Here is a 24,736-nt window from a genome sequence, read left to right on the forward strand (position 1 = left end):
GCACTGGTTACCCGCGGGTAAGATTCATCCCACGAGAGGCAGCACTGACGTGAGGCCCTCGGAGCCTTAGGCTCGCCACGGCCCGTGGCTTCGCGCGGGCACCGAACCGTCGAGGAGCTCTCGCGCATGCAGATCGTCGCCATCGTCGTCTCGCTGGCGTTCACCGCCGTCGGGCTGGCGCTGTTCACCCGCACCATCGCCTTCATCGTCCGCACCGTCCGGATCGGGCAGCCCGCACGGCGTACCGATCAGCTCGGCGCGCGCGTGCTGACGATGCTCAAGGAGATGCTGCTGCACACGCGCATGCTGCAGTGGACGAAGGTGGGCGTCGCCCACTGGGTGATCATGGTCGGCTTCGGCCTGCTCTTCTTCACCCTGGTCAACGCCTACGGCCAGCTCTTCGACGCCCACTTCATCCTGCCGCTGATCGGGCACTTCCCGCCGTTCGAGTGGCTCACCGAGGCCTTCGCCTGGGGCATGCTCGCGGCGATCATCCCCTTCATGATCTACCGGGCCACGCGCCCCAAGGAGCGGGTGCGCGGCGAGAAGGGGCGCCTCTACGGCTCGAAGATGTGGCAGGGCTACTTCGTCGAGTGGGTCATCCTCACCGTCGGCCTGTGCATCCTCGGCCTGCGCCTGCTCGAGTACGGGCTGGCCGACGAGAAGTACCAGAGCGCCCTGCACTTCCCGCTGACACAGTGGCTGGGCCAGGCGTTCGTCGACACCGACCCGAGCACCCTCGAGAACCTGATCTGGCTCGTCGCCATGGTCAAGATCGTCATCTCGATGACCTGGATGATCGTGCTCGGCCTCAACGCCACGATGGGCGTGGCCTGGCACCGCTTCACCGCGCCGTTCAACATCCTCTTCAAGCGCGAGGTCTCGGGCCGTACGGCGCTCGGCGCCATGAAGCCGCTCACCTCAGACGGCAAGGCGATCACCCTCGACGACATCGACGACCTCGACGAGGACGCCAAGCTCGGCGTCGGCGCGGTCGAGGACTTCAGCTGGAAGGGGATCCTGGACTTCGCGACCTGCACGGAGTGCGGCCGCTGCCAGTCGCAGTGCCCCGCGTGGAACACCGAGAAGCCGCTCTCCCCCAAGCTCCTCATCACGGCGCTGCGCGACCACGCGTTCGCGAAGGCGCCGTACCTCCAGGCCGACGGCGAGGAGTCCCGCGCCGCCCTGCTCGAGGGCAACGACACCCTCACCAAGGAGGTCGAGCGGCCGCTGGTCGGCGACACCGGTGACGACTGGTTCTACATGCCCGACAGCGGCGCGGCCGTCATCGACAGCGAGGTGCTGTGGAACTGCACCTCCTGCGGCGCCTGCGTCCAGCAGTGCCCCGTCGACATCGAGCACGTCGACCACATCATGGACATGCGCCGCCACGCCGTCCTCGTCGAGTCCAACTTCCCCGCCGAGCTCAACGGCCTCTTCAAGGGTCTGGAGAACAAGGGCAACCCCTGGAACATGTCGCCCAACGCGCGCATGGACTGGGCCAAGGGCCTGGACTTCGAGGTCAAGGTCGTCGGCGAGTCGATCGAGTCGCTCGACGAGGTGGACTGGCTGTTCTGGGTCGGCTGCGCCGGCGCCTACGAGGACCGCGCCAAGAAGACCACCCGCGCCGTCGCGGAGCTGCTCGACATCGCCGGCGTCAGCTTCGGCGTCCTCGGCAACGGCGAGACCTGCAGCGGCGACCCGGCTCGCCGCGCCGGCAACGAGTTCGTGTTCCAGGGCCTGGCCCAGCAGAACGTCGAGACGCTCAAGGAGGCGAAGGCCAAGACCGTCGTGTCGACCTGCGCCCACTGCTTCAACACCTTGAAGAACGAGTACTCCGAGTTCGGCATCGAGCTCGAGGTCGTCCACCACACCCAGCTGCTCAACCGGCTGGTGCGCGAGGGCAAGCTGACCCCGGTCAACGACGGCGCCGGCGCGCACAAGCGCTCGATCACCTACCACGACCCCTGCTACATCGGCCGGCACAACGGCGTCTACTCCCCGCCCCGCGAGCTGCTGCAGATCCTGCCCGGCGCCGAGTTCGTCGAGATGGAGCGCAACTCCGAGCGGTCCTTCTGCTGCGGCGCCGGTGGCGCCCGCATGTGGATGGAGGAGAACACCGGCGAGCGGATCAACGTCAACCGGACCAACGAGGCGGTCGGCACCGGCGCCGACCAGATCGCCGTCGGCTGCCCGTTCTGCCGGGTGATGCTCTCCGACGGCCTCACCGCGGCTCAGGCCAAGGGCGACGCCCGCGAGGAGGTCGAGGTCCTCGACGTCGCGCAGATGCTGCTCGCCTCCGTGAAGGGCGAGCAGGCCACCAAGCTCGCCCCCGGCGCCGGCGCCGCCGCAGCTCCCGCCACCAAGGCGGCACCTGCCCCGGACAAGGACGAGGCCACCAAGGCCGAGCCCGAGGCCGGGGACGAGACGATCACCGAGGACACCGTCGTCGACACCGAGGACGCGGGCCCACTGGCCAAGGCCTCGGGCGGCTCCTCGCTCTTCGACGACCCGGACGCGGCCACCGCCGACGAGCCGAAGGCCAAGGCCGAGCCGGAGAAGAAGTCCTCGCTGTTCGACGACCCGGAGCCGCAGGCGGAGAAGCCCGCCGAGGAGCCCACCGAGAAGCCCGTCGAGAAGATGGGCGGCTCGCTCTTCGACCTCGGCGGCGACGAGCCGGAGGCTAAGCCCGCCGCCAAGGCGGACACCAAGGCAGAGGCGAAGGCCACCCCCGAGCCGAAGGCCGAGCCCGAGCCCGCGGCGAAGCCCGCCCCGGACCTGGGCTCGGGTGGCGGCTCGCTCTTCGACATCGCCTCCCCGGAGCCGGCCGCCCCCGCGGCGAAGGCCCAGCCGAAGGCGGAGCCGAACCCCGAGCCGAAGGTGGAGGTCGCCGAGCCGGCGAAGGAGCCGGAGGCGAAGCCCGCGCCGGCCTCCTCGGGTGCCGCTGCGCAGCCCGCCACCGAGATCCCCGAGTCGGGCTCGCTCTTCGACCTCGAGGCCCCCGCGCCGGCCGCCCCCGCGGCGAAGGCCGAGACGGAGCCCGAGCCGGAGCCCGAGCCCGAGCCCGAGCCGGAGCCGGAGCCTGCGGAGGAGCCGAAGGCGAAGGCCGAGCCGAAGCCCGCCTCGTCCGGCGCCGCCGCGCAGCCCGCGACGGCGATCCCGGAGTCCGGGTCGCTCTTCGACATCCAGGCGCCCGAGCCCGCCGCCGCCCCGAAGGCAGCGGCCGAGCCGGAGCCGGAGCCGGAGGTGGCTGAGGAGGAGCCGGCGAACGAGGTGCCCCCGACGACCTCGCCGGGCGCCGCCCTCAGCGCGGCCGCGACCTCCCTCGCGAGCGAGCCGACCGAGCCCGAGGCCGAGCCCGAGGCAGAGCCCGAGCCCGCAGCCGAGCCCGAGCCCGAGGAGAAGGCCGAGGAGAAGCCGAAGCCGACCAGCTCCGGCGCGGCCCACCAGCCGAAGACCGACGTCGACATCAGCGACTCCGGGTCCCTCTTCGATCTCTGAGCCACAACGCGGTGGATCGCACGTACCTGGTACGTGCGATCCACCGCACTCATTTCCACAGCACGGGCTCGCCTGTCGTCACGAGCTGATGGCCACGCTGGACCCGGCGGCGGCTGCAGACCCCGAGGCCTGGGTCATGTGCCCGCCCAGCGGCTATCACGCGGGGTTCGGCTGCCCCTTCTCGGCGCTGGCCACACTGGCGAGGATGCCCTGGGCCGTCGTCAGGTCCGCACCGCCCGACTCCCCCTGCCTGCCGGCGGCCGCACCCCTGCCCGCCGAGCGGAGCGAGCTCTCGTCGGTCACCGTCGTGAGCCGCGAGGCGGGCACCTGCCTGGACTACGCCGCCGTGCAGGTCTTCATCGACGCCTCGTCGCGCATCGTCGCCGTGGATCTCTCGGTCGGCGAGCCGTAGGTCTTGCTAGTCGCTGCTCTCGCTCTTCTCCGGCACGAGCACCGGGCGCAGGCGCGCCCAGGCGAGGAAGCCCAGGCCGACGACGAGGAGGGCGAGGCCGGCCCAGAGGTTGGCGTTGACCCCGCCGGTCTTCTCGTCCTGCGGGTCGGCGATGAGGCCGGTCAAGGTCAGGATCACGCCGTACGTCGCCAGCAGCATGCCGATGATGCTGCGGATGTCGAAGAGGCCGGCCTGGTGGCGGCTGCGGGACGCGGTCGACTTCTCGGGCTCGTGGGGGGTGGGCATCGGGTCCTCCTCAGAAGGCCAGGTTCAAGATGACGACCATCACCAGCGCGACGCCGGCGAGTGGGAGGGTGCGGCGGTACCACGGGTAGAACGCCTCGTCGGCATCCACCAGGTCCTCGCGCGGGGTCTCGGAGTAGACCAGACCCTTGAGCTCCTCGACCGGCTTGGGCTTGGTCACCAGCGAGACCACGACGCTGAGCACGATGTCGACCACGAACGCCGCGGCGGCCGCGACGAAGGCGGCCCCCTGGCCGCCCAGCGGGATCGTCCCGGTGCTCCAGGAGCCGAACGCGTCCTCGCTGAGGAAGGCGACGAGCACGGCGGCCGTCGTGCCGGAGACCAGGCCCACCCAGCCGGCGGTGGCGGTCATCCGCTTCCAGAACATGCCAAGGATGAACGTCGCGAACAGCGGGGCGTTGAAGAACCCGAACAGGGTCTGGAGGTACTCCATGATGTTGGAGAAGTTGCTGGCCAGCGATGCGGTGAAGATGGCGATGAAGGTCGCAGCGACGGTCGCCAGGCGACCCACCTTCAGGTAGTAGTCGTCGTCGCGGTCCTTCACGAAGTAGCGCTGCCACAGGTCGTAGCTGAAGACGGTGTTGAACGCCGAGATGTTGGCCGCCATGCCGGCCATGAACGCCGCCAGCAGGCCGGCGATCGCCAGCCCCAGCAGGCCGTTGGGCAGCAGGTCGCGCATGAGGTAGAGCAGCGAGTCGTTGTACGCCACCCCCTCGCCCGAGGCGCCCCCCGCCACCGTCTCGCCGGCCTTGACGTCGGCGATCTCGGTGACCAGGACGGCCGCGATCATGCCCGGCAGGATGGTGATGAACGGGACGAACATCTTCGGGAAGGCCCCGATGATCGGCGTCTTGCGCGCCGCGGAGATCGAGTTGGAGGCCATGGCGCGCTGGACCTCGACGAAGTTCGTCGTCCAGTAGCCGAACGACAGCACGAACCCGAGACCGAACACGATGCCGATCACCGAGAGCACCGGCGAGTCGAACCCCGACAGCGCCTGGCCCGGCCAGGAGTTGAGCTGCTGGTCGGCCGGGGCGATGTCGCCACCGCCGGAGGCCGCCTCGGTGATCTTGTCCTTGAGCCCGCCGTAGCCGCCGACGCGGTTCAGGCCGATCAGGGTGAGCGGCAGCAGGGCCGCCACGATCACGAAGAACTGCAGCACCTCGTTGTAGATCGCCGCGCTGAGGCCGCCGAGGGTGATGTAGGACAGCACGATGGCGGCCGCGACGACGAGCGCCACCCACAGCGGCCAGCCGATCAGGGCGTGGATGATGCTGCCGAGCAGGTACAGGTTGATGCCGGCGATCAGCAGCTGGGCGACGGCGAAGGAGATCGAGTTGACCAGGTGCGCGCCGGTGCCGAACCGGCGGTACATGAACTCCGGGACCGAGCGCACCTTGGAGCCGTAGTAGAACGGCATCATCACGACGCCGAGGAAGAGCATCGCCGGGATGGCGCCGACCCAGAAGTAGTGCACCGTCGGCAGGCCGAACTCCGCGCCCGAGGCCGACATGCCCATGATCTCGACGGCGCCGAGGTTGGCCGAGATGAACGCCAGGCCGGTGACCCAGGCGGGGAGCGAGCGGCCCGACAGGAAGAAGTCGACCGAGTCCGACACCTGCCGACGCGCGACCAGGCCGATGCCGAGGACGACCCCGAAGTACAAGAAGACGATCAGGTAGTCGACCCAGTTGGCCGAGATGAGGGTGTCGCTCGCCAGTGCGACGGGGGCGGGCCACGAACTCGTCATCGAGCTGCCCTCTCTCTCCCGCTCCGGTGGTGGATGCCCGGACAGACCAGAGGACCGTTTCCCCCTCCACCCCGCCCTGAAACACGGCGATCCCGCAGATGACGCCACCTCGACGCCATCCGACGGCATCGTGATGTCATTAGTGCTTGACTTGACACCATGATGACGTCACAGTGGTGTCTATGGACATCACTCCGTACGTCGACAGCCTCCGCCGGGACCTCCTGGCGGCGGCCGAGGGAGCCGGCCCCGAGGCGCGCCAGGCCGCGGAGCGGCTGGGCTTCGCCCTGGACCCCGCGGCCCGCCTCGCCCTGATGGAGGCCATCTCCCAGGCCGCGGCCGAGATCACCGCCGAGATGCCGGACGGCGGCGTCGACGTGCGGCTGAACGGTCGCGAGCTCGACTTCGTGGTCGAGGCGCCCCCCGCGGCCCCGGCCCCACCCGCGGCCTCGGTGCCGCCGGCCCCGGCCGAGGGCGAGGAGGAGGGCGGCGTCGCGCGGATCACGCTGCGGCTGCCGGAGTCGGTCAAGACCCGCGCGGAGGACGCCGCGGCTCAGGCCGGCCAGTCCCTCAACACCTGGCTGGTGGGCGTCGTGCGCTCGGCCACCCACCACGGCTCGATCAACGTCGACATCGACCTGTCCAGCCTCCCGTTCCTCGGCAAGGACCCCTTCGGGGGTGGCAACAAGCCCGGCCGGCGGATGACCGGCTGGATCTAGGCACCACACCCACCACCCGGGTCCGGCGGCAGGCCGGTCCCGCGGACGAGCACACCCGGAAGAGGACCACCATGACCGTCCACCACTTCGAGACTCTGCGTCCCGTGCGCCTGTACGTCGAGCTCGGCAAGGGCTCGGTGCGCGTGATCGGCACCGACACCACCGAGTCCCACGTCGAGATCACCGGCCGCGACGCCGACGACGTCCTGGTCGAGCAGGCAGGCGACCAGCTGAACGTCGTCGCCCCCCGCCAGCGCGGCGGCTTCCTGGGCGGCGACTCCGCACTGCACGTCGTCGTGACCGTGCCCAGCGAGAGCGACGTGGCCGTCAAGAGCGGCAGCGCCGACGTCGACTGCCGTGGCACGTTCGGCAGCGGGCAGGTCAAGAGCGGCTCCGGCGCCGTCCATGTGGAGGAGTTCGGCCGACCCGCGAGCGTGGAGACCGGCTCGGGCGACATCCGCGTCGAGCGGGCCGGCGCCGAGCTGCGGGTCAAGAGCGGCTCCGGCGACGTCCACGTCGAGCACACCTCGTCCGCGGTCGCGGTCTCCACCGGCTCCGGCGACGTCCAGGTCGGCTCCAACAACGGGCCGGCCATCGTCAAGACCGGCTCCGGCGACGTCAAGGTCGTCGAAGCCACCGACGACGTGTCGATGTCGACCGGGAGCGGCGACCTGCTCATCAGCACCGCCACCCGCGGCCGCTTCACCGCCAAGGGGGCCTCCGGCGACGTCCGCATCGGCATCCCCGCCGGCGTCCCGGTCTGGACCGACATCTCCACGGTCACCGGGCGCATCCACTCCACGCTGCAGGGAGCCGGCCAGCCCGAGGAGGGCGCCGACCACGTGGAGGTACGCGCCAAGGTCGTCAGCGGCGACGTCGTCCTCACCGAGATCTGAGCATTCACCCATCCCCTCGAGCCCCACCACTATGCAAGGAGCACCGCCATGATGAGCCTCCACCACCAGATCGACACCGAAGCCCGGCACCGCATCGCCGAGCGCGTCGCCAAGGCGTCCACGCCGTCGCTGCCCTCGCGGCGCGCGCGCCGCACCGCTCGCTCGCTGCGGGCGATCGCGGACCGGCTCGACTCCTGAGGAACACCCCTCGGCCGGGCAGGTGCGACGGTCGAGCTAGGACTTCATCGCGACGCCGAGGCGCCAGTAGCCCATGAACGCGACCTGTCGGCGGTCCACCGCGAGGTCGTTGACCAGGGCGCGGCGCAGCGCCGTGACGACCTTGGACTCGCCGGCGATCCAGGCGTAGAGCCCGCCCAGCTCGTGGCCCACGGCGCTCGGGGCCTCCGCGACGTCCTCTCCGGAGGAGGAGTACGTCGGCGTCTCCCACAGGTCGGGGTCCACCTCCTCGACCTCGGGCAGCACCAGCGGCGCGCCGAGGTGGTCAAGCACCGCCTGCTGCAGGGCGGCGCCGCGGGCGGCGCCGTCACGCGGCAGCCAGGTCACGCTCACGCCGTCCGGGTGGGCGAGGCTCTGCACGTCGGCGCTCAGCGGCACCTCGAGGTACGCCGCCCCGCGGGCGTCCGGCGGCAGGTCGGCGAGGATGCTCGCGACCGCCGGCACGGCGGTCTCGTCGCCGGCGAGCAGCAGCCGGTCGGCCGTACCGGGGACGAACTCGATGCCGCCGAACGCGCTCCCGCGGCGCGGCGCCATCATGACGACGCGGTCGCCGACGCTGACCTCCTCGGCCCACGCGGCGCCCGGACCGACCGGGCCGTCGCCGATGTGGAGCACGATGTCGACCACCAGGCGGGTGTCGACGCCGCTGCCGCGCACGTCGCGGACGGTGTAGGTGCGCATGTGGCCGCGCTCCTCGGCGGGCCGCGCGAACCACGCCTGCATCGCCACCTCGTCCAGGCCGGTCACGTCCGGCAGCCCGTCGAGGCCGGGGAAGACGAGCTTGATCCGCTGGTCGTAGAGCGGGCCGTCCACGCCGAAGTCGGCCAGGGCGGGCGAGCCGAGCTCCACCCGCACGAAGCTGGGCGAAAGCCGCTCCACGCCGACCACCTCGACCTGCTCGAGCAGCATCGGCAGCGTGGCAGAAGCGGTGGTCGTCATCGGCGGTCCTCGATTAGGCAGTCCTAAGTTAGGACGACCTTACACGAGTCGCGCCACCAGGGGCCGCGGTCAGATCGAGGTGCGGTGGAAGTTCTGGAAGGAGCGCGAGGGGGTCGGTCCGCGCTGACCCTGGTAGCGCGAGCCGTACTTCTCCGAGCCGTAGGGGTGCTCCGAGGGCGAGGTGAGCCGGAAGAAGCAGAACTGGCCGATCTTCATGCCGGGGTAGAGCTTGATCGGCAGCGTGGCGACGTTGGCCAGCTCGAGGGTCACATGCCCCGAGAAGCCGGGGTCCACGAACCCCGCGGTCGCGTGGGTCAGCAGGCCGAGCCGGCCCAGCGACGACTTGCCCTCGACGCGGGCCGCGACATCATCGGGCAGCGAGACCACCTCGTAGGTCGACCCCAGGACGAACTCGCCCGGGTGCAGGATGAACGGCTCGTCGCCCTCGGGCTCCACCTCGCGGGTCAGGTCGGACTGGTCGGCGGCCGGGTCGATGTGCGGGTAGCGGTGGTTCTCGAAGACCCGGAAGAACCGGTCCAGCCGCACGTCGATCGACGACGGCTGGAGCATGGCGGGGTCCCAGGGGTCCATCGCGACCCGGCCGGCGTCGATCTCGGCCAGGATGTCGCGGTCGCTCAGCAGCACGGGCACGACCTTAGTGGGTAGGTGGTCCGGGCAGCCGCCATCCGTGAAAGCCTGCACCCGTGCAACTCTCCCGTCAGGTCGGTCGCGCCAGCCTGACGGCGATCCTCGTGGTCGCCGGCGCGACGTTGGTGAACCTCCTGCTGCTCGCCTACCTCGGCCTCCACGCCGACGCGGTCACGGCCAGGGCGTCCGACGCCGGGCGCGAGCTGCGCCTGGGCCACCTGGCGATGCTGGACCAGGAGACCGGCCTGCGCGCGTACCTGATCACCGGCGACGACGCCGACCTCGCGCCGTACGAGCGTGGCGGCGCGAGCCTGCAGACGCACCGCACGCGCGTCCGGGAGCTGTTGGACGACGAGCCCGAGCTCCTCGATCTCATCGACGCCCGCGACAAGACCATCGAGCGCTGGCACACGGACTGGGCCGAGCGGGCGCTGAACGACGGCCGCGCCATCGCCACGAGCTCGCCGGGCGCCGACAAGCGCGAGTTCATGGACGCCGGGCGGATCCTGTTCGACGACTACCGGGCGGCGCACGACCTGGCGGAGGACGCCGCCGACGACCTGCGCACCGCGGCCGAGCGTCTCCAGGGGCGGGCCGTCGGCGCCACCGTCGCGATCCAGGTGCTGCTGCTGCTCGCCGGCTGGGTCGTGCTCCGGCGCCAGGGGCGGGCGCTGAACGCGTCCGTCGTGACCCCCGTCGATGACCTGCTGACGACGATCGGCCGACTGCGCGACGGCGAGCTGGGCTCGCGCAGCACCGGGGAGGGGCCCGCCGAGCTCCGGGCGATCGGCCACGGCCTCGACGAGATGGCCGAGACCCTGGAGCGTGAGCGCGCCACGACCCGGCAGCGCTCGGAGGAGCTGATCTCGGCCCGTCGCGAGGCCGACGCGGCGAACGCCGCGAAGTCGGCGTTCCTGGCGACGATGAGCCACGAGATCCGCACGCCCATGAACGCGGTGATCGGGATGACGGGGCTGCTCCTGGACACGCCGCTGGACCCCGAGCAGCGGGAGTTCGCAGAGACCGTCCGCCAGAGCGGCGACTCGCTGCTCACGATCATCAACGACGTCCTCGACTTCTCGAAGATCGAGTCCGGCGAGCTCGAGCTCGAGGAGCACGACTTCGTGCTGCGCGACTGCGTGGAGAGCTCGCTGGACCTGGTGGCGGCACAGGCGTCCGCCAAGGGGCTCGACCTGGTCTGCCAGATCGACCCCGAGGTGCCGCCGGTCCTGGTGGGCGACGTGACCCGGGTGCGCCAGGTGCTGGTCAACCTGCTCGGCAACGCGGTCAAGTTCACCGACGCCGGCGAGGTGCTGCTCACGGTGAGCGCGGCCGAGGGCGACCCGGGCGACGGCCGACGGATGCTCGCGTTCGCGGTCGGCGACACCGGCATCGGCATCCCGCCAGAGCGCATGGGCCGACTGTTCCGACCCTTCAGCCAGGTGGACAGCAGCACCACCCGCACGCACGGTGGGACCGGGCTCGGCCTCGCGATCAGCCTGCGGCTCGCCGAGGCCATGGGCGGCCGGCTGGAGGTCAGCAGCATCCTCGGCGGCGGGTCGACCTTCACGCTGGTGGCGCCGTTCCGGCTCGGGCGCGAGGTGGAGGACCGGATCCGGATCGCCCCCGCCGAGCTGCCCGGCAAGCGCGCCCTCATCGTCGACGACAACGCCACCAACCGCCGGATCCTGCGCGCTCAGCTGGAGGCCTGGGGCATGTCGGTCGAGGAGCACGGTCACCCGGGCTCGGCGCTCTCCCTCGCCGGACAGGCGACCACGACGTTCGACGTGGCGCTGCTGGACATGGACATGCCCGGCATGGACGGCGGCAGTCTCGCCGCGGCGCTGCGCCAGCTGGAGGGGTGGTCCGAGGTCCCGATCATCCTGCTCACCTCGCTCGGGGAGCGGATCTCGGTGCCCGAGGTGCCCGACCTCGTGCACCTCACCAAGCCGGTGAAGGCCGGAGCCCTGCGCACCACCGTCGCGCGCGTGCTGGGCTCCCCCGAGGGCGAGGACGCCGCCGCCCCCGCTCCGGCCCCGCTGGGACGGCTGCGGATCCTGCTCGCCGAGGACAACGCCGTCAACCAGCGCGTCGCCGTGATGATGCTGGAGCGGCTCGGCCAACGGCCGGTCGTGGTGAGCAACGGACGCGAGGCGCTCGAGGCGGTGCGCGGCGCGGCGTACGACCTGGTGCTGATGGACGTGCAGATGCCGCTGATGGACGGGCTCGAGGCCACCCGACAGATCCGGAGCCAGCTGGCTCCCGAGCGACAGCCGCGGATCGTCGCCATGACGGCCAACGCGCTCGTCGAGGACCGCGAGGCCAGCCTGGCCGCAGGGATGGACGACCACCTGGCCAAGCCGGTGCGCGCCGAGGACCTGGCCACGGTCCTCAGCCGGGTCCCGGCCCGACGCTCCGACCTCGCCGCGCCGGCGGACCCGCCCTCCGCGGAGGACCGGGCCGTCGACCCGTCCGCGCTGGACTCCCTGACCCGCCACGTCGGCGCCAACGCCCAGGACTTCCGTGAGTCGCTGGTCTCCGCGTGGCGGCGCGAGTCGCGTCACCAGCTCGAGCAGCTCGACGCCGCGGCCACGGCGAACGACGCCGACGGGGTGAGCGCGGTGGTGCACAGCCTGCGCTCCTCGAGCGCCGCGCTCGGCGCGGTCACGCTGGCAGCGGTGTGCGGGTCGATCGAGTCGACCCTGCGCACGGGCGGCACACTCGACCTGACCGACGCCGCCGCCCAGGTCCGCCACGAGGTGGGCCGCGCCGACGCGGCCTTCACGCATCTCGACTGAGCCTGAGGGCGGACCTCGCCCAGGCTCCAGGCAGGATGGTCACATGGCCTTCTCCCGCTTCGTCGCCCTCGGCGACTCCTTCACCGAGGGGTACGGCGACCCCGACCCCGACCGCCCCAACGGGCTGCGCGGCTGGGCCGACCGGGTGGCCGAGGTGCTGGCCCGCCAGAGCGACGACTTCGGCTACGCCAACCTCGCGATCCGCGGCCGCAAGCTGGACGCGGTCCTCGCCGAGCAGCTGCGCCCCGCCCTGGCCCTCGAGCCCGACCTGGTGACCATCTACGCCGGCGCCAACGACATCCTGCGGCCCCGGGTCGACCTGGACGCGCTCGTCGGACGCTACGACGCCGCGCTGGGCGAGCTCGCCGCCACCGGCGCCCGGCTGCTGGTGTTCACCGCGTTCGACCCGGGCGACTCCGCGACGTACAAGATGCTGCGCGGGCGGTTCGCGATCTACAACGAGCTGGTCCGCGAGAGCGCCGAGCGGCACGGCGCCGACATCGTCGACTACTGGCGGATGCGCGAGTACCGCGACTGGCGCCTGTGGGACGACGACCGCATGCACATGGGCCCGGCGGGCCACCAGCGCATGGCGATGGCGGTCCTCGACGTGCTCGGCGTCGAGCACGACCTGGCGCCGCTGACGCTGCGCGAGTCCGCGGCCCTGCGGCGCCGCGAGCAGCTGCGCGAGCACGCCGCCTGGGTCCGCACCTCGGCCGCACCGTGGGTGCACCGGCGGCTCACCGGCCGCTCCTCGGGCGACACCGTCTCGCCGCGCCACCCCACTCTCGGGCGGGTGGGCGCACCGGACCGGGCGACCTCGATATAGTCTGGCCGCCGACCCGGTCCGCCGGGTCAGTGCGGACGTAGCTCAGTTGGTAGAGCGCGACCTTCCCAAGGTCGATGTCGCGAGTTCGAGTCTCGTCGTCCGCTCCACCTAGTCTTCCGGGGTGCAGTTCTCCGGCTTCCCCGTCGCGGCGTTCGACTTCTATGACGACCTCGAGGTCGACAACACCCGGTCCTACTGGACCGCCCACAAGGCCGTGTACGACGAGGCGGTGCTGGCACCGATGAAAGCGCTGACCGCCGCGCTGGAGCCGGAGTTCGGGCCGGCCAAGATCTTCCGGCCCTACCGCGACGTGCGCTTCGCCAAGGACAAGACGCCCTACAAGACGCATCAGAGCGCCTTCGTGGCCTCCGGCCCGGCCACCGGCTGGTACGTCGAGATCGCGCCGCGGGGCATGCGGGTCGGCGCGGGCTTCTACGAGGCGTCGGGCCCGCGCCTGGCCGCCGTACGCGAGGCCATGGCGGACGACCGCACCGGACCGGCGCTCAAGCGGATCCTCACCACGCTCGAGAAGGCGGACTTCGAGATCAGCGGCGAGCGACTGAAGACGACCCCGCGCGGCTACGACGCCGACCACCCGCGCATCGAGCTGCTGCGCCACAAGACGCTGGCCGCCGGGAAGTCCTACGGCTTCGCCGACTTCATCCACACCGCGGTGCTGCTCGACCACGTCCGCGAGGACTGGCGCGCGCTCAAGCCGCTGGTCGCGTGGCTCGAGCGCGCGTTCGCCGCGGCCGACTGAGCGCTCGCTCTTCCCGGGTCCGGGCTGCGTCGCGGGTCACGCCTTCGTGAACGTCGCCATCGTGCGCTCGGGCTCCCAGTAGGCCTTCATCGAGGCGACGGCGCCGTCGTCGTCGACGACGTAGACCATGATCAGCTCGGTCGTGGTGTGGCTGCCGTCGGGGAACGCCGTGCGGATGGACCCGACGTTGGCGCAGGTGTTGCTCCCCGGGTTGGCGAAGGAGTCGGTGATCGTGAACTCGAAGGTCGCGATCGGGGCGATCGCCTGCTCCCAGAACGCGCGGATCCCCGCGTGGCCGTGGTGGCCCCTGCCCTCGGGGTCGAACATCGAGGGACCCACCGGGTCCTCCAGCACGGCGTGGGGTGCGTAGACCGTCAGCCACTCCTCCAGGTCGCCGTTGGCCACCGCGGAGTACGAGCGCTGCGAGGCGGTCCGCGCGGGGTGCGGGTCGTTCGGGGCGTTCCAGGTGATGGCGTCCGACGTGATCATGGGGGCATCGTAGGCCTGCACTGGAACACGTTCTAGTGCGCAAGCCTTCCCTCGGCCTCCCGTGCCCGGCCACCCGGGGTTCACCTGCCGCTCGCCCCGGGCGGGCACGCTGCTGGCATGGCGAAGCGCGCGGCCTTCCTCCACGTCGGCCTGGACGACCGGTCCGGCGACGTGCTTGACGTGGCCCTCCGGCACCACTCCCACCCCCTGGCCGCCCTGGGCGTCCAGGCGCCGGGCGACTCGGGCGAGGAGCTGTTCCGGGCCGCGCTGGACATCCTGCGCACCCACCGCACCTGGGGCTACCGCCGCGACGAGGTCGAGGGCGTCTGGTCCGACATCTGCCGCCGCGGCCACCGCGGCACCGGCACCCTGGTCGTCTCCCAGCCGATGCTGGCCGAGGCCACGACCGGCCAGGTCGAGCTCCTCCTCGACGCCCTGCGCGGCTTCCAGCGGCACGTCGTACTGACCCTCGCCGCCCCGGACACCTGGACCGCCGGCGACCTCGACCTGGGCCCGATGCTGGACCGCTGGGTGACGGCGCTCGGTCGCCCCGAGCGCGTGCACGTCATCGTCTCGCCGCCCGTGCGCTGCCCGGCGACCACGTGGAGGGCCTTCGGCAAGGTGGTCGGGTTCGGCACGGCGTCGCTGACCGTCGACGGCCTCGAGGTCCCGACCCTCGCCCGGCCACCCCGGCTGGTCTCGACCGAGCGCCACGAGGCCCTGCGCGACCTCGGCCGCCGCTGGGCCGGTCAGCTCGTCAGCCGCGGTCTCGACGTGCGCGGCGACCTGGCCGACCTGGTGCCGCAGGTCGCGCCCGCGCCCGACCCGGTCTCCCTGCTCGGCCCCACCGATGCCGCTCTCGCCGAGGCACTGCGCACCGTCGAGCGGCTCGAGCGGCGCAACCAGACGTTGGAGTCAAGGGTCGCCCAGCTGCGCGCGGTCAGGCGGCGGTGGGGGCGTAGCGCATGAGCGGGCTTCGTCGCTCGGATCTGCGTGTGGCCGGCGGCCTTAGGGCTTAGTCCCGCGGCCTTCGGCCTGCGGTCTGGGGCCTTCGCCCTGCACACCTCACCGGATTTCGGCGCGCTCGCGCGACTTCGTTCCTCAGTCGCGTCGCTTGCTCAATCTTCGCTCGCCCACGCGCCGCGCTCGTTCCTCGCGCGGCGCTGCTCGCTCGGTCAGTGAGGCTGCCAGGCGTCTTCGTCGGCGGTGCGGGAGGTGACGGCCTTGGGCAGCTTCTGGTCGGCGAGCTGCTGGATCGAGACCTGCTCGAAGACGTCGCGCAGCGAGCGACGGGCGGCGATCCACACGTGCTGGAGGACCTCGGCGGACTCGTTGTAGCTGACCGCCTCGGGGCGCAGCCCGTAGACGGAGACCAGGGGGCCGTCGACGGCGCGGATGACGTCGGCCACCGAGACGTCGCTCGGCGACCGACCCATGCGCCAGCCGCCGGACTGGCCGCGCTGCGACATCACGATGCCGGCGCGGCGCAGGTCGGCGAGGATCGCCTGGAGGAAGCCGTGCGGGATCTCCTGCAGCTTGCCCAGCTCCTCGGCGCTCACCGCGCGACCGTCGGCGCGCTGGGACATCTCGATCAGCGCTCGGAGGGCGTAGTCGGACTTCGCGGAGACACGCATAGGGCGAGTGTGTCAGATATCCCGATGCACACACTGGACAAGGGGCCCACGGACAAGGGCGGGAGACCCCGGTCACCCGGCTCCGCCCCCCGCTTGCGTGGCCACCACCGGCTCCTTATCATTAAGTTACCGGTCAGTAGCGACTGCTGCTCCTCCAGGCCGGACACCCGAGACACAGAATGGTGGGTCAGTGAGCCACTACAAGAGCAACCTGCGCGACATCGAGTTCAACCTCTTCGAGGTCCTGGGCCGCGACGAGGTCCTGGGCACCGGCCCGTTCGCCGAGGTCGACGGCGACACCGCCCGCTCGATCCTCGCCGAGGTCGACCGCCTCTCGCGCGAGGACCTCGCGGCGTCGTACGTGGACAGCGACCGCAACCCGCCGGTCTTCGACCCCGCGACCGGCACCGCGGACCTGCCCGAGTCGTTCAAGAAGAGCTACCAGGCCTGGATGGACGCCGAGTGGTGGCGCCTGCAGGTCGTCGAGGAGCTCGGCGGCCAGCCGGCCCCCTCCAGCCTGGTCTGGGCGACCGCGGAGCTGGTGCTCGGCGCGAACGCGCCGGTCTGGATGTACGCCGCCGGCCCGGCGTTCGCCAACGTCGTGTACCGCAACGGCAACGAGCGCGACAAGAAGATCGCGCAGTTCATGGTCGACCGCCAGTGGGGCTGCACCATGGTCCTCACCGAGCCCGACGCCGGCTCCGACGTCGGCGCCGGTCGCACCAAGGCCACGCTCAACGACGACGGCTCCTGGAACATCGAGGGCGTCAAGCGCTTCATCACCTCGGGCGAGCACGACATGAGCGAGAACATCATGCACCTCGTGCTGGCGCGCCCCGTCGGCATCGAGGGCGTCGGCGGTCCCGGCACCAAGGGCCTGAGCCTGTTCCTGGTCCCGAAGTTCCACTTCGATCACGAGACCGGCGAGCTGACCGGCGAGCGCAACGGCGCCTACGTCACCAACGTCGAGCACAAGATGGGGATCAAGGTCTCCAACACCTGCGAGGTCACCTTCGGCGAGAAGGAGCCGGCCCAGGGCTGGCTGCTCGGCGAGGTGCACAACGGCATCGCGCAGATGTTCCAGGTCATCGAGAACGCCCGGATGCTGGTGGGCACCAAGGCCATCGCCACGCTGTCCACCGGCTACCTCAACGCCCTCGACTACGCCAAGCAGCGCCAGCAGGGCGCCGACCTGACCCAGTCCGGCGACAAGACGGCGCCGCGCGTGACGATCACCCACCACCCCGACGTCCGGCGTTCGCTGATGACGCAGAAGTCGTTCTCGGAGGCGATGCGGTCGCTGGTGCTCTACACCGCGTCCTGGCAGGACAAGGTGATGCTGGCCGAGCACGCCGGCGAGCGCGACGAGCTGGCCGAGAAGGTCAACGACCTGCTCCTGCCGATCGTCAAGGGCTACGGCTCCGAGCGGTCGTGGGTCCTGCTGGGCACCGAGTCGCTGCAGACCTTCGGCGGCTCGGGCTTCCTGCAGGAGTACCCCGTCGAGCAGTACGTACGTGACGCCAAGATCGACACCCTCTACGAGGGCACGACCGCGATCCAGGGCCAGGACTTCTTCTTCCGCAAGATCGTCAAGGACCAGGGCAAGGCGCTGGGCCACCTGGCCGGCGAGATCCAGGGCTTCCTGGACGCCGAGTCCGGCAACGGGCGGCTCAAGGTGGAGCGCGCGCTGCTCGCCACCGCGCTCGAGGACGCCCAGGCGATCGTCGGGCACATGATCAACGACCTGATGTCGGCCGAGGGCGAGATCCGCAACATCTACAAGGTGGGCCTCAACACCACCCGCCTGCTGATGGCCCTCGGGGACGTCGTCTGCGGCTGGCTGCTGCTCAAGGGCGCCGAGGTGGCGCTCGAGAAGCTGTCCGACGAGAGCGCGCTTTCGGCCAAGGACAAGTCCTTCTACGAGGGCAAGGTCGCGGCTGCGCAGTTCTTCGCGCAGACCAACCTGCCGCGCCTCACCGCCGAGCGGGCCATCGCCGAGGCCACCGACCTCTCCCTGATGGACCTCGACGAGTCCGTCTTCTGATCCACCCACCGCTGACCCGTCAGAAACTTTCTGACGGGTCAGCGGTGATTTGCGCGAGTTTGTGACGGGTCAGCGGGAGTGAGGGTCGCCCCCCTGGTTGGCCTAGGTTAGGCGGCATGCTGAGCGACCAGGAGCGACTTGCCGGGTACGTCGAGGTGTGGTGGGAGGCGATCCACGACCTCACCGGGGTGCTCGAGGAGCTCACGCCCGAGGAGTGGGACAGGCCCACCGACCTGCCCGGCTGGGACGTGCGTGCGGTCGCCTCGCACGTGGCCCACCTGGAGGCGGTGCTCGCCGGCGGGCCGGAGGAGACGGCCGAGGTGGGGCAGCCGCCGCACGTCACCGCGCCCATGGGGCTCTACACCGAGATCGGCGTGGTCAACCGCCGCGACGCCGACCCCGACCTGATCATCAACGAGATCCGCGAGGCCGCCACCACCCGGCACACGGCGCTGCTGGCCGACCCGCCCGCCGACGCCCAGGCCCGCCCCGAGGTGGTCTTCGGCGGCGTCCCCTGGAGCTGGGAGACGCTCCTGCGCAATCGCCCACTGGACGTGTGGATGCACGCGCAGGACATCCGGCGTGCGGTCGGACGACCCGGCGGGATGGACCTCGCCGTGGCCCGGCACACGGCGGAGTACCTCGCCGAGAGCCTGGGCTACGTGCTCGCCAAGAAGGTGGGCGCGCCGCAGGGCACGACTCTGGTCCTGGAGATGGCAGGCAGCGAGCCCTTCGCCTTCACGGTCAGCGGCTCGGGGCGCGGCGAGCGCCTGCCCTCGCCCCCGGCGGATCCGACCACCTGCCTGCGCATGGATCGCGAGACCTTCGTCGTCCTCGCCGGCGGCCGGCGGCCGCCCGCACCCGGGGCCGTCGAGGTCGTCGGCGACCGAGAGCTGGGCGAGCGCGTGGTCGACGCGATGGCGACGACGCCATGAGCGGATGGCGGCTCGAGGACATCCCCGACCAGACCGGCCGGACGGTCCTGGTCACGGGGACGACGGTCGGCGGGCTCGGGCACCACACCGCCCTCGAGCTCGCCCGCCGCGGTGCGCGGGTGGTCCTGTCCGGGCGCTCGGAGGCCAAGATCGACGAGACCGAGCGGGCGGTGCGCGCAGAGCTGCCCGAGGCGCTCCTGGAGCGGCTGACCGTGGACCTGTCCGACCTGGGCTCGGTACGCCGGGCGGCGGCCTCGGCGGCGCGGCTCGGCACGATCGACGTGTTGGTCAACAACGCCGGCGTCATGGGCACGCCGTACTCCCGCACGGCCGACGGGCTGGAGCTCCAGATGGCCACCAACCACTTCGGCCCGTTCCTGCTCACCGGGCTGCTGCTGCCTCAGCTCGTCGCGAGCGGCGACGCGCGTGTGGTGACCGTGTCCTCGCAGTTCCACCGGCTCGCCAAGGCCGCCCCGCTGGGGGACCCGCTGGTCCAGCAGGGCCGCTACTCGCGCTGGCCGACATACGCCGCCTCCAAGCTCGCCAACATGCTCTTCGTCTACGAGCTGGAGCGCCGCGCGACGGCCGCCGGGATCCCGCTGCGCGCCTACGCCGCGCACCCCGGCTTCGCCGGCACCCACCTCGCCGCCAACGGGCAGTACGGCCGGTCCACCGGGGGCGTCGCCTCGATCCTCGACGCGACCATCCGCGCGGTGTCGCAGTCCGCGGCCGCCGGCGCCTGGCCCAGCCTCATGGCGGCCACGGCCGACCTGCCCGGCGGCACCTACTGCGGGCCCGGGGGCCTCGGCGAGATCGCCGGTGCGCCCCAGGTGGTCACCGCCAGCAGGGCCGCGCGCGACCCCGACGCCCAGCGCCGGCTCTGGGAGATCAGCGAGCAGACCACGGGCATCAGCTACCCCTGACCAAAGTCGGGGCCGGCCCGACCGCGGACCGATGTGGCGCCCAGCGGGGCCGCCTAGCGTCGAGCCCATGGCCTCCGACGACCCGCTGCAGACCTGGGAGCTCCGCGTCGAGGGGCGCTCGCACCGCGTCGAGGTCTACGGCTCGGTCTCGCGCCGCATCCAGTGGTGGGTCGACGGCGACCTGGTCCTCGAGCGGAGGTCGGCCGACGACAAGCCCCGCTTCAGCCTCAAGGAGCGCCCCGAGCTCGGCAGCCTGACCCTGCGCTTCAGCGGCCTGGGCAAGCCGCGGCGCGCCACGGTCGTCGCCCCCGGGCAGCTCGCCGGCATCGACCTGGACCCGGAGCCGGGATCCCCCGCGGCGGCCTACGAGGACCGCGTGCGCGCGCACCCCCGCCGCTACGCCCTGATCGAGACCGCGGGCGGCGTGGCCGCCGTGGTCGTGCCGATCCTGGTGACCGTGCTGCTGGCGCGCCTGGCGTTCTCCATCGCCTGGCCCGACTGGGATCTGCCGCGCGTCCCGTTCCCGGACCTGCCGGACCTGCCGTCGCTGCCGTCGGTGCCGCTCCCCGACCTGCCCAACTTCGAGATCTCGCTGCCCGGGTGGGTGCGCGAGGTCCTCGACAAGTCCGAGTACGTCTTGCCGATCGTGATCGCCTACGTGCTCGCCCGGCGAGAGATCGCCCGGCGCCGCAAGCAGGACGAGCTGCGGGCTCGGGCTCGGGATCGGGGTCGGGACGCGGAGTAGTCAGCGCCGGTCGCGCACCCGGACCAGGCCGGCCAGCGTGGCGACGTACACCGACCCGTCGGGCGAGAGGGTCACCGCCGAGTAGTGGTTGTTGAACATCGAGCCGATGCCCGTGCGCACCGACCACAGGGTGCGCCCGGTCTCGGCGCTGAGGGCGGAGAGGTACCACGCGTTGACGCCGAGCAGGCTCGAGCGCTTCGTGTAGGCGTAGACCAGCCCGGTCTCCAGCGACACCTTGGCCACCGACGTGGGCGCGATCGCCTCGGAGGTCCACACCAGCTCGCACTCGCCGCCGGCGACGTCGACGCGGGCGAACCCGCCCGCCGGCGTGAAGCCGAGGACGGTGCTCAGCGGGTTGCGGTAGCCGTGGTTGTTCTCGACGATCACCCCGTCGCCGACCGAGACCAGGGAGTTGTCGGTGGCGCTGGCATCGTCGCCGAAGACCGCACGCTGGCAGACCAGGGAGCCGTCGCCGGTGTCGTAGAGCTGGACGTTCATGCGCGGCTCGGCGTTGTCGGTGATCGCCACCAGCCCGCCCGGCAGCACCGTCGGCGTGGTCCCGCTGCCGCGACTCAGCTGCCCGGGCTTCACGTCGGTGCCGCGGTCGTACGGCGTACGCCAGCGGACCACCGGCCGTCGGGCGCGGTCGACGCCGAGTTCGTAGAGCGCGTGGGCGGTGACGACGTAGACGCCGCCGTCCCGAGAGACCGAGAAGGAGTTGGCGATCTCCTCGCCGAGGTCCAGCACCGTCGCCCGCCCGGTGCCGGGGTCGACGAAGCCGACCCGGCCGTCCTCGGTCACGTACCAGATCCGGCCCTCCCAGTCGGGCATCAGCGCGATCAGGCAGTCGTCCTCGGGGATCTGCTCGGTCAGGTCGTAGGCCGTCTGGACGGTCAGGTCGGGCTCGCCGGCGCCGTCGGCGGTCGCGACCGCGACGATCCTGCGGTCGGTGGTGGCCGTGACGGCCCGGTCCTGGTCGTCGAGGAAGAAGTACGAGCCGCCGCAGAGGTTCTCCCACGGGCGCTTGCCGTTGCCGTTGTCGCGCCGCGCCGGCAGCTCGAGGGTGTCGCGCGGGCGCATCGACTCGGGGTCGATGACGTGCAGCACCGGGCCCCGCACGGTCCCGCACAGCGCGATCAGCCGCTCGCGGCTGTCGAAGGCGAGGGTCGCGCACTCCTTCACGCCGTACCAGGCGGTGTCGACCTCGGGGGACTCTCCCACCGGGCCGGGACCGGCGTACGCGTCGGAGGCCCAGCCGTCGTTGTGCATCGAGCTGCTGCCGTTGGGCGCCAGGCGGGGGTGCTGGGGCAGCCGGAGGTCCAGGGGCGTGGGGGTCGCCGGGCGGCCGGTGTAGGCGGGGGTCACGAGGGCGCCCGCGCCGGGCGGGACGGGGAGGTAGCCGTCGGGGACCAGGACCACGACGCCGGCGAGCACCGCGACCGCGCCGGCCCACGCCGCCACGACGCGCCAGGTGGGACGCAGCCAGCCGCGCACGCGCGGGACCGCGAGCGCGCCCAGGCCGAGCAGGAGGACCAGCGGTCCGAGCGCCCAGAGGAGGACAGCGAACGCCAGGAGTGCGGCGGAGCGCTGGAGCCTCACCGCCCGCGGCGCACGAACTGCGGGGAGACCTTCGCGAACGCCGCCTCGCGGGCGACCAAGGTGTTGCGCGCGAACAGCAGGAAGGCCTGCTCGACCCGCTCGCGCGCGAACGTGTGGCGCGGGCTCGAGGTCCAGGTGTCGTTGAACAGCCGCTTGGCGGCGGCGAGCTGGTCGGGACTGCGGGCCTTGAGCCGCTCGGCGAGGTCCACCGCGGCGACCACCGGGTCCGTGGCCAGGTCGGTGACCAGGCCCAGGTCGCGGGCCTCCTTGCCGGACACCGTCTCGGCGGTCATCGTCAGTCTCTTGGCCACGTCGATCCCGACCAGCTCGGCGAGACTGCGGATGCCCGACATGTCGGGGATGATCCCCCACTTGCCCTCGAGCACCGACCAGCTCGAGTCCGGGGTGGCGATCCGGAAGTCCGCGGCCAGCGCGATCTGCAGCCCGCCGCCGAGGCAGTGCCCGTGGACGGCCGCGATCACCGGCACCGGCACCCGGCGCCAGGCCCAGCAGGCCTCCTGGAAGGTGTTGGTCCCGCGCCACGGCCGCGGCAGGAAGCTGGTGACCACCTTCGCCGGCTGCCTGAGCACGTGCCCGAAGTCGAGCCCCGCGCAGAACGAGTCACCCTCCCCCGAGATCACCACCGCGCGCAGCGTCCGGTCCTTGCGCAGCATCTGCGCGGTCGAGACCAGGTCGTCGAGGATCTGCAGCGTCAGCGCGTTGAGCTTCTCGGGCCGGTCCAGGCGCACGTGCGCGATGCCGTCCTCGATCGTGCAGGTCACGTGGCTCATGGGTGAATCGTAGGGCGGGGCCACCATGCATGATGGGCGCCATGGCCGAGTCTCGCGCGGGAACGCCCGCCCAGCCCCAGGACCTCGTCGACGTCGCGCACCTGGTGACGGCGTACTACACCGGGGTGCCGGACCCCGAGGACGTCGACCAGCAGGTCGCGTTCGGCACCAGCGGGCACCGCGGCAGCAGCCTGCGCACCAGCTTCAACGAGACCCACATCCTGGCCACGACCCAGGCGATCTGCGACTACCGCAAGGAGCAGGGCTACGACGGCCCGCTCTTCATCGGCCGCGACACCCACGGGCTGTCCGAGCCCGCGTGGGCGACGGCGCTGGAGGTGCTCGCGGGCAACGACGTCACCGTCCTGGTCGACGCCGCCGACCGCTACACGCCCACCCCGGCCGTCTCGCACGCGATCATCCGCGCCAACCGCGCCAAGGCCTCGGGGCTGGCCGACGGCATCGTCGTCACCCCTTCGCACAACCCGCCCAGCGACGGCGGCTTCAAGTACAACCCGCCCCACGGCGGACCGGCCGACACCGACGCCACCTCGGCGATCGCCGCGCGCGCCAACGAGCTGATCGCGGCCGGGCTGGACGGCGTACGGCGGATCCCCTTCGCGCGGGCCCGGGCGGCGGCGTCGTCCTACGACTTCCTGGGCACCTACGTCGACGACCTGCCACAGGTGCTCGACCTCGCGGCGGTCCGCGAGGCCGGGGTGCGCATCGGCGCCGACCCGCTCGGCGGCGCCAGCGTCGACTACTGGGGCGCGATCGCGGAGCGGCACGGCCTCGACCTGACCGTCGTCAACCCGCTGGTCGACCCCACCTGGCGCTTCATGACGCTGGACTGGGACGAGAAGATCCGCATGGACTGCTCCTCCCCGAGCGCGATGGCGTCGCTGATCTCACGCAAGGACGAGTACGACGTGGCCACCGGCAACGACGCCGACTCCGACCGACACGGGATCGTCACGCCGGACGGCGGGCTGATGAACCCCAACCACTTCCTGGCGGTCGCGATCGGCTACCTCTTCGGCGGCGCCCGTCCCGGCTGGCCCGAGGCCGCCCGGATCGGCAAGACGCTGGTGTCGTCCTCCATGATCGACCGGGTCGCCGCGTCGCTGGGCAAGCCGATGGTGGAGGTGCCGGTCGGGTTCAAGTGGTTCGTGCCCGGCCTGATCGACGGCTCGTTCGGCTTCGGCGGCGAGGAGTCGGCGGGCGCGTCGTTCCTGCGCACCGACGGCAGCACCTGGACCACCGACAAGGACGGCATCATCCTCGCGCTGCTGGCCTCCGAGATCCTGGCGAGGACCGGCCGCAGCCCCAGTGAGCACTACGCCGACCTGGTGGCCCAGCACGGCGCCCCGGCGTACGCGCGCATCGACGCCCCCGCCGACCGCGCGCAGAAGGCCAAGCTCGCCGCCCTCTCCCCCGACGCCGTCACCGCCACCGAGCTGGCCGGCGAGGAGATCACCGCCAAGCTCACCGAGGCGCCCGGCAACCGCGCCAGGATCGGCGGCCTCAAGGTGACGACCGAGTCCGCCTGGTTCGCCGCGCGGCCCTCCGGGACCGAGGACGTCTACAAGATCTACGCCGAGTCCTTCCAGGGTCCCGAGCACCTGGCCCGCGTGCAGGAGGAGGCGCGCGAGGTGGTGTCCGCGGCACTGGGTTGACGTCACCGCGCTGACGTGACCGGGCTGACGCCAGCGGGCCGCGTGCCGACGCGTCGCCGCTTCCCCTACGGTTGTCCTCGCCCGGCGTCGACGAAGAGGGGGCCCGCG

22 protein-coding genes and 1 tRNA gene are annotated in these 24,736 nt (G+C 71.9%); 15 read left to right on the forward strand and 8 right to left on the reverse strand.

Annotated features, from left to right (window positions below):
* Positions 1–126: 126 nt before the first annotated feature.
* On the forward strand, positions 127–3,501 hold the full coding sequence (locus tag LQ940_RS20415) for a heterodisulfide reductase-related iron-sulfur binding cluster (RefSeq protein WP_231241838.1): 3,375 nt from the start codon (positions 127–129) through the stop codon (positions 3,499–3,501).
* 205 nt (positions 3,502–3,706) lie between these two features.
* Positions 3,707–3,913 carry a hypothetical protein gene (locus tag LQ940_RS20420; protein ID WP_231241839.1) on the forward strand — a complete coding sequence of 69 codons (207 nt, stop codon included), beginning with the start codon at positions 3,707–3,709 and terminating at the stop codon, positions 3,911–3,913.
* Between the two features lie 6 nt (positions 3,914–3,919).
* On the opposite strand, the gene LQ940_RS20425 is transcribed toward LQ940_RS20420, so the two are convergent.
* Together LQ940_RS20425 and LQ940_RS20430 are read right to left on the reverse strand one after the other, a co-directional pair.
* Positions 3,920–4,111: a calcium uniporter family protein gene (locus LQ940_RS20425; protein ID WP_231241865.1), complete on the reverse strand. Its 192-nt coding sequence runs from the start codon at positions 4,109–4,111 to the stop codon at positions 3,920–3,922.
* A gap of 97 nt (positions 4,112–4,208) precedes the next feature.
* Positions 4,209–5,936 (reverse strand): sodium:solute symporter family protein, encoded by a 1,728-nt coding sequence (locus tag LQ940_RS20430; protein WP_231241866.1) that lies wholly within the window; start codon positions 5,934–5,936, stop codon positions 4,209–4,211.
* A 212-nt stretch (positions 5,937–6,148) separates the two neighbouring features.
* Between LQ940_RS20430 and LQ940_RS20435 the strand changes: the two genes are divergently transcribed.
* From LQ940_RS20435 to LQ940_RS20445, 3 genes are all read left to right on the forward strand, one after another.
* Positions 6,149–6,685 carry a pilus assembly protein HicB gene (locus LQ940_RS20435; protein WP_231241840.1) on the forward strand — a complete coding sequence of 179 codons (537 nt, stop codon included), beginning with the start codon at positions 6,149–6,151 and terminating at the stop codon, positions 6,683–6,685.
* 71 nt (positions 6,686–6,756) lie between these two features.
* Positions 6,757–7,581: a DUF4097 family beta strand repeat-containing protein gene (locus LQ940_RS20440; protein WP_231241841.1), complete on the forward strand. Its 825-nt coding sequence runs from the start codon at positions 6,757–6,759 to the stop codon at positions 7,579–7,581.
* A gap of 48 nt (positions 7,582–7,629) precedes the next feature.
* Positions 7,630–7,779, forward strand: a complete 150-nt coding sequence (locus LQ940_RS20445; RefSeq protein WP_231241842.1) for a hypothetical protein — start codon at positions 7,630–7,632, stop codon at positions 7,777–7,779.
* Between the two features lie 36 nt (positions 7,780–7,815).
* Here LQ940_RS20445 and LQ940_RS20450 read toward each other — a convergent pair whose 3' ends face one another.
* Positions 7,816–8,757, reverse strand: coding sequence for a siderophore-interacting protein (locus LQ940_RS20450; RefSeq protein WP_231241843.1), 942 nt, complete (start codon positions 8,755–8,757; stop codon positions 7,816–7,818).
* Positions 8,758–8,826: 69 nt separating this feature from the next.
* Positions 8,827–9,402, reverse strand: a complete 576-nt coding sequence (dcd, locus tag LQ940_RS20455; RefSeq protein WP_193608618.1) for a dCTP deaminase — start codon at positions 9,400–9,402, stop codon at positions 8,827–8,829.
* A gap of 59 nt (positions 9,403–9,461) precedes the next feature.
* Here dcd and LQ940_RS20460 point away from each other — a divergent pair, with 59 nt between their 5' ends.
* The 4 genes from LQ940_RS20460 (at position 9,462) to LQ940_RS20475 (ending at position 13,792) form a co-directional block, all read left to right on the forward strand.
* The gene (locus LQ940_RS20460; RefSeq protein WP_231241844.1) at positions 9,462–12,203 is read left to right on the forward strand and encodes a response regulator; all 2,742 of its coding nucleotides are present in this window, start codon (positions 9,462–9,464) and stop codon (positions 12,201–12,203) included.
* 43 nt (positions 12,204–12,246) lie between these two features.
* Positions 12,247–13,032 (forward strand): SGNH/GDSL hydrolase family protein, encoded by a 786-nt coding sequence (locus LQ940_RS20465; RefSeq protein WP_231241845.1) that lies wholly within the window; start codon positions 12,247–12,249, stop codon positions 13,030–13,032.
* A 31-nt stretch (positions 13,033–13,063) separates the two neighbouring features.
* Positions 13,064–13,139, forward strand: a tRNA-Gly gene (locus LQ940_RS20470).
* 14 nt (positions 13,140–13,153) lie between these two features.
* Positions 13,154–13,792, forward strand: a complete 639-nt coding sequence (locus LQ940_RS20475; RefSeq protein ID WP_231241846.1) for a DUF2461 domain-containing protein — start codon at positions 13,154–13,156, stop codon at positions 13,790–13,792.
* Between the two features lie 36 nt (positions 13,793–13,828).
* Here LQ940_RS20475 and LQ940_RS20480 read toward each other — a convergent pair whose 3' ends face one another.
* A complete protein-coding gene (locus tag LQ940_RS20480; protein WP_231241847.1) occupies positions 13,829–14,281 on the reverse strand; it encodes a nuclear transport factor 2 family protein in 453 nt (150 codons plus the stop codon).
* A gap of 117 nt (positions 14,282–14,398) precedes the next feature.
* Between LQ940_RS20480 and LQ940_RS20485 the strand changes: the two genes are divergently transcribed.
* Positions 14,399–15,250 (forward strand): hypothetical protein, encoded by an 852-nt coding sequence (locus LQ940_RS20485; RefSeq protein ID WP_231241848.1) that lies wholly within the window; start codon positions 14,399–14,401, stop codon positions 15,248–15,250.
* A gap of 206 nt (positions 15,251–15,456) precedes the next feature.
* Here the strand turns inward: LQ940_RS20485 and LQ940_RS20490 are convergent, their stop codons facing one another.
* A complete protein-coding gene (locus tag LQ940_RS20490; RefSeq protein ID WP_231241849.1) occupies positions 15,457–15,915 on the reverse strand; it encodes an RrF2 family transcriptional regulator in 459 nt (152 codons plus the stop codon).
* Between the two features lie 190 nt (positions 15,916–16,105).
* Between LQ940_RS20490 and LQ940_RS20495 the strand changes: the two genes are divergently transcribed.
* From LQ940_RS20495 to LQ940_RS20510, 4 genes are all read left to right on the forward strand, one after another.
* The gene (locus tag LQ940_RS20495; protein ID WP_231241850.1) at positions 16,106–17,959 is read left to right on the forward strand and encodes an acyl-CoA dehydrogenase; all 1,854 of its coding nucleotides are present in this window, start codon (positions 16,106–16,108) and stop codon (positions 17,957–17,959) included.
* Between the two features lie 116 nt (positions 17,960–18,075).
* Positions 18,076–18,894: a maleylpyruvate isomerase family mycothiol-dependent enzyme gene (locus LQ940_RS20500; protein WP_231241851.1), complete on the forward strand. Its 819-nt coding sequence runs from the start codon at positions 18,076–18,078 to the stop codon at positions 18,892–18,894.
* Positions 18,891–19,817, forward strand: coding sequence for an oxidoreductase (locus LQ940_RS20505; protein ID WP_231241852.1), 927 nt, complete (start codon positions 18,891–18,893; stop codon positions 19,815–19,817). The genes LQ940_RS20500 and LQ940_RS20505 overlap by 4 nt, the downstream gene beginning before the upstream one ends.
* Positions 19,818–19,884: 67 nt before the next feature.
* Positions 19,885–20,562: a hypothetical protein gene (locus tag LQ940_RS20510; protein WP_231241853.1), complete on the forward strand. Its 678-nt coding sequence runs from the start codon at positions 19,885–19,887 to the stop codon at positions 20,560–20,562.
* On the opposite strand, the gene LQ940_RS20515 is transcribed toward LQ940_RS20510, so the two are convergent.
* Together LQ940_RS20515 and LQ940_RS20520 are read right to left on the reverse strand one after the other, a co-directional pair.
* The gene (locus LQ940_RS20515) at positions 20,563–22,161 is read right to left on the reverse strand and encodes a hypothetical protein (protein WP_231241854.1); all 1,599 of its coding nucleotides are present in this window, start codon (positions 22,159–22,161) and stop codon (positions 20,563–20,565) included.
* The gene (locus LQ940_RS20520; RefSeq protein ID WP_231241855.1) at positions 22,158–22,952 is read right to left on the reverse strand and encodes a crotonase/enoyl-CoA hydratase family protein; all 795 of its coding nucleotides are present in this window, start codon (positions 22,950–22,952) and stop codon (positions 22,158–22,160) included. The genes LQ940_RS20515 and LQ940_RS20520 overlap by 4 nt, the downstream gene beginning before the upstream one ends.
* 41 nt (positions 22,953–22,993) lie before the next feature.
* Here LQ940_RS20520 and pgm point away from each other — a divergent pair, with 41 nt between their 5' ends.
* Positions 22,994–24,628 carry a phosphoglucomutase (alpha-D-glucose-1,6-bisphosphate-dependent) gene (gene pgm / locus LQ940_RS20525; RefSeq protein ID WP_231241856.1) on the forward strand — a complete coding sequence of 545 codons (1,635 nt, stop codon included), beginning with the start codon at positions 22,994–22,996 and terminating at the stop codon, positions 24,626–24,628.
* The last annotated feature ends 108 nt before the right edge of the window (positions 24,629–24,736 follow it).

This window comes from Nocardioides sp. cx-173 (genome assembly GCF_021117365.1).
Lineage (GTDB): Bacteria > Actinomycetota > Actinomycetes > Propionibacteriales > Nocardioidaceae > Nocardioides.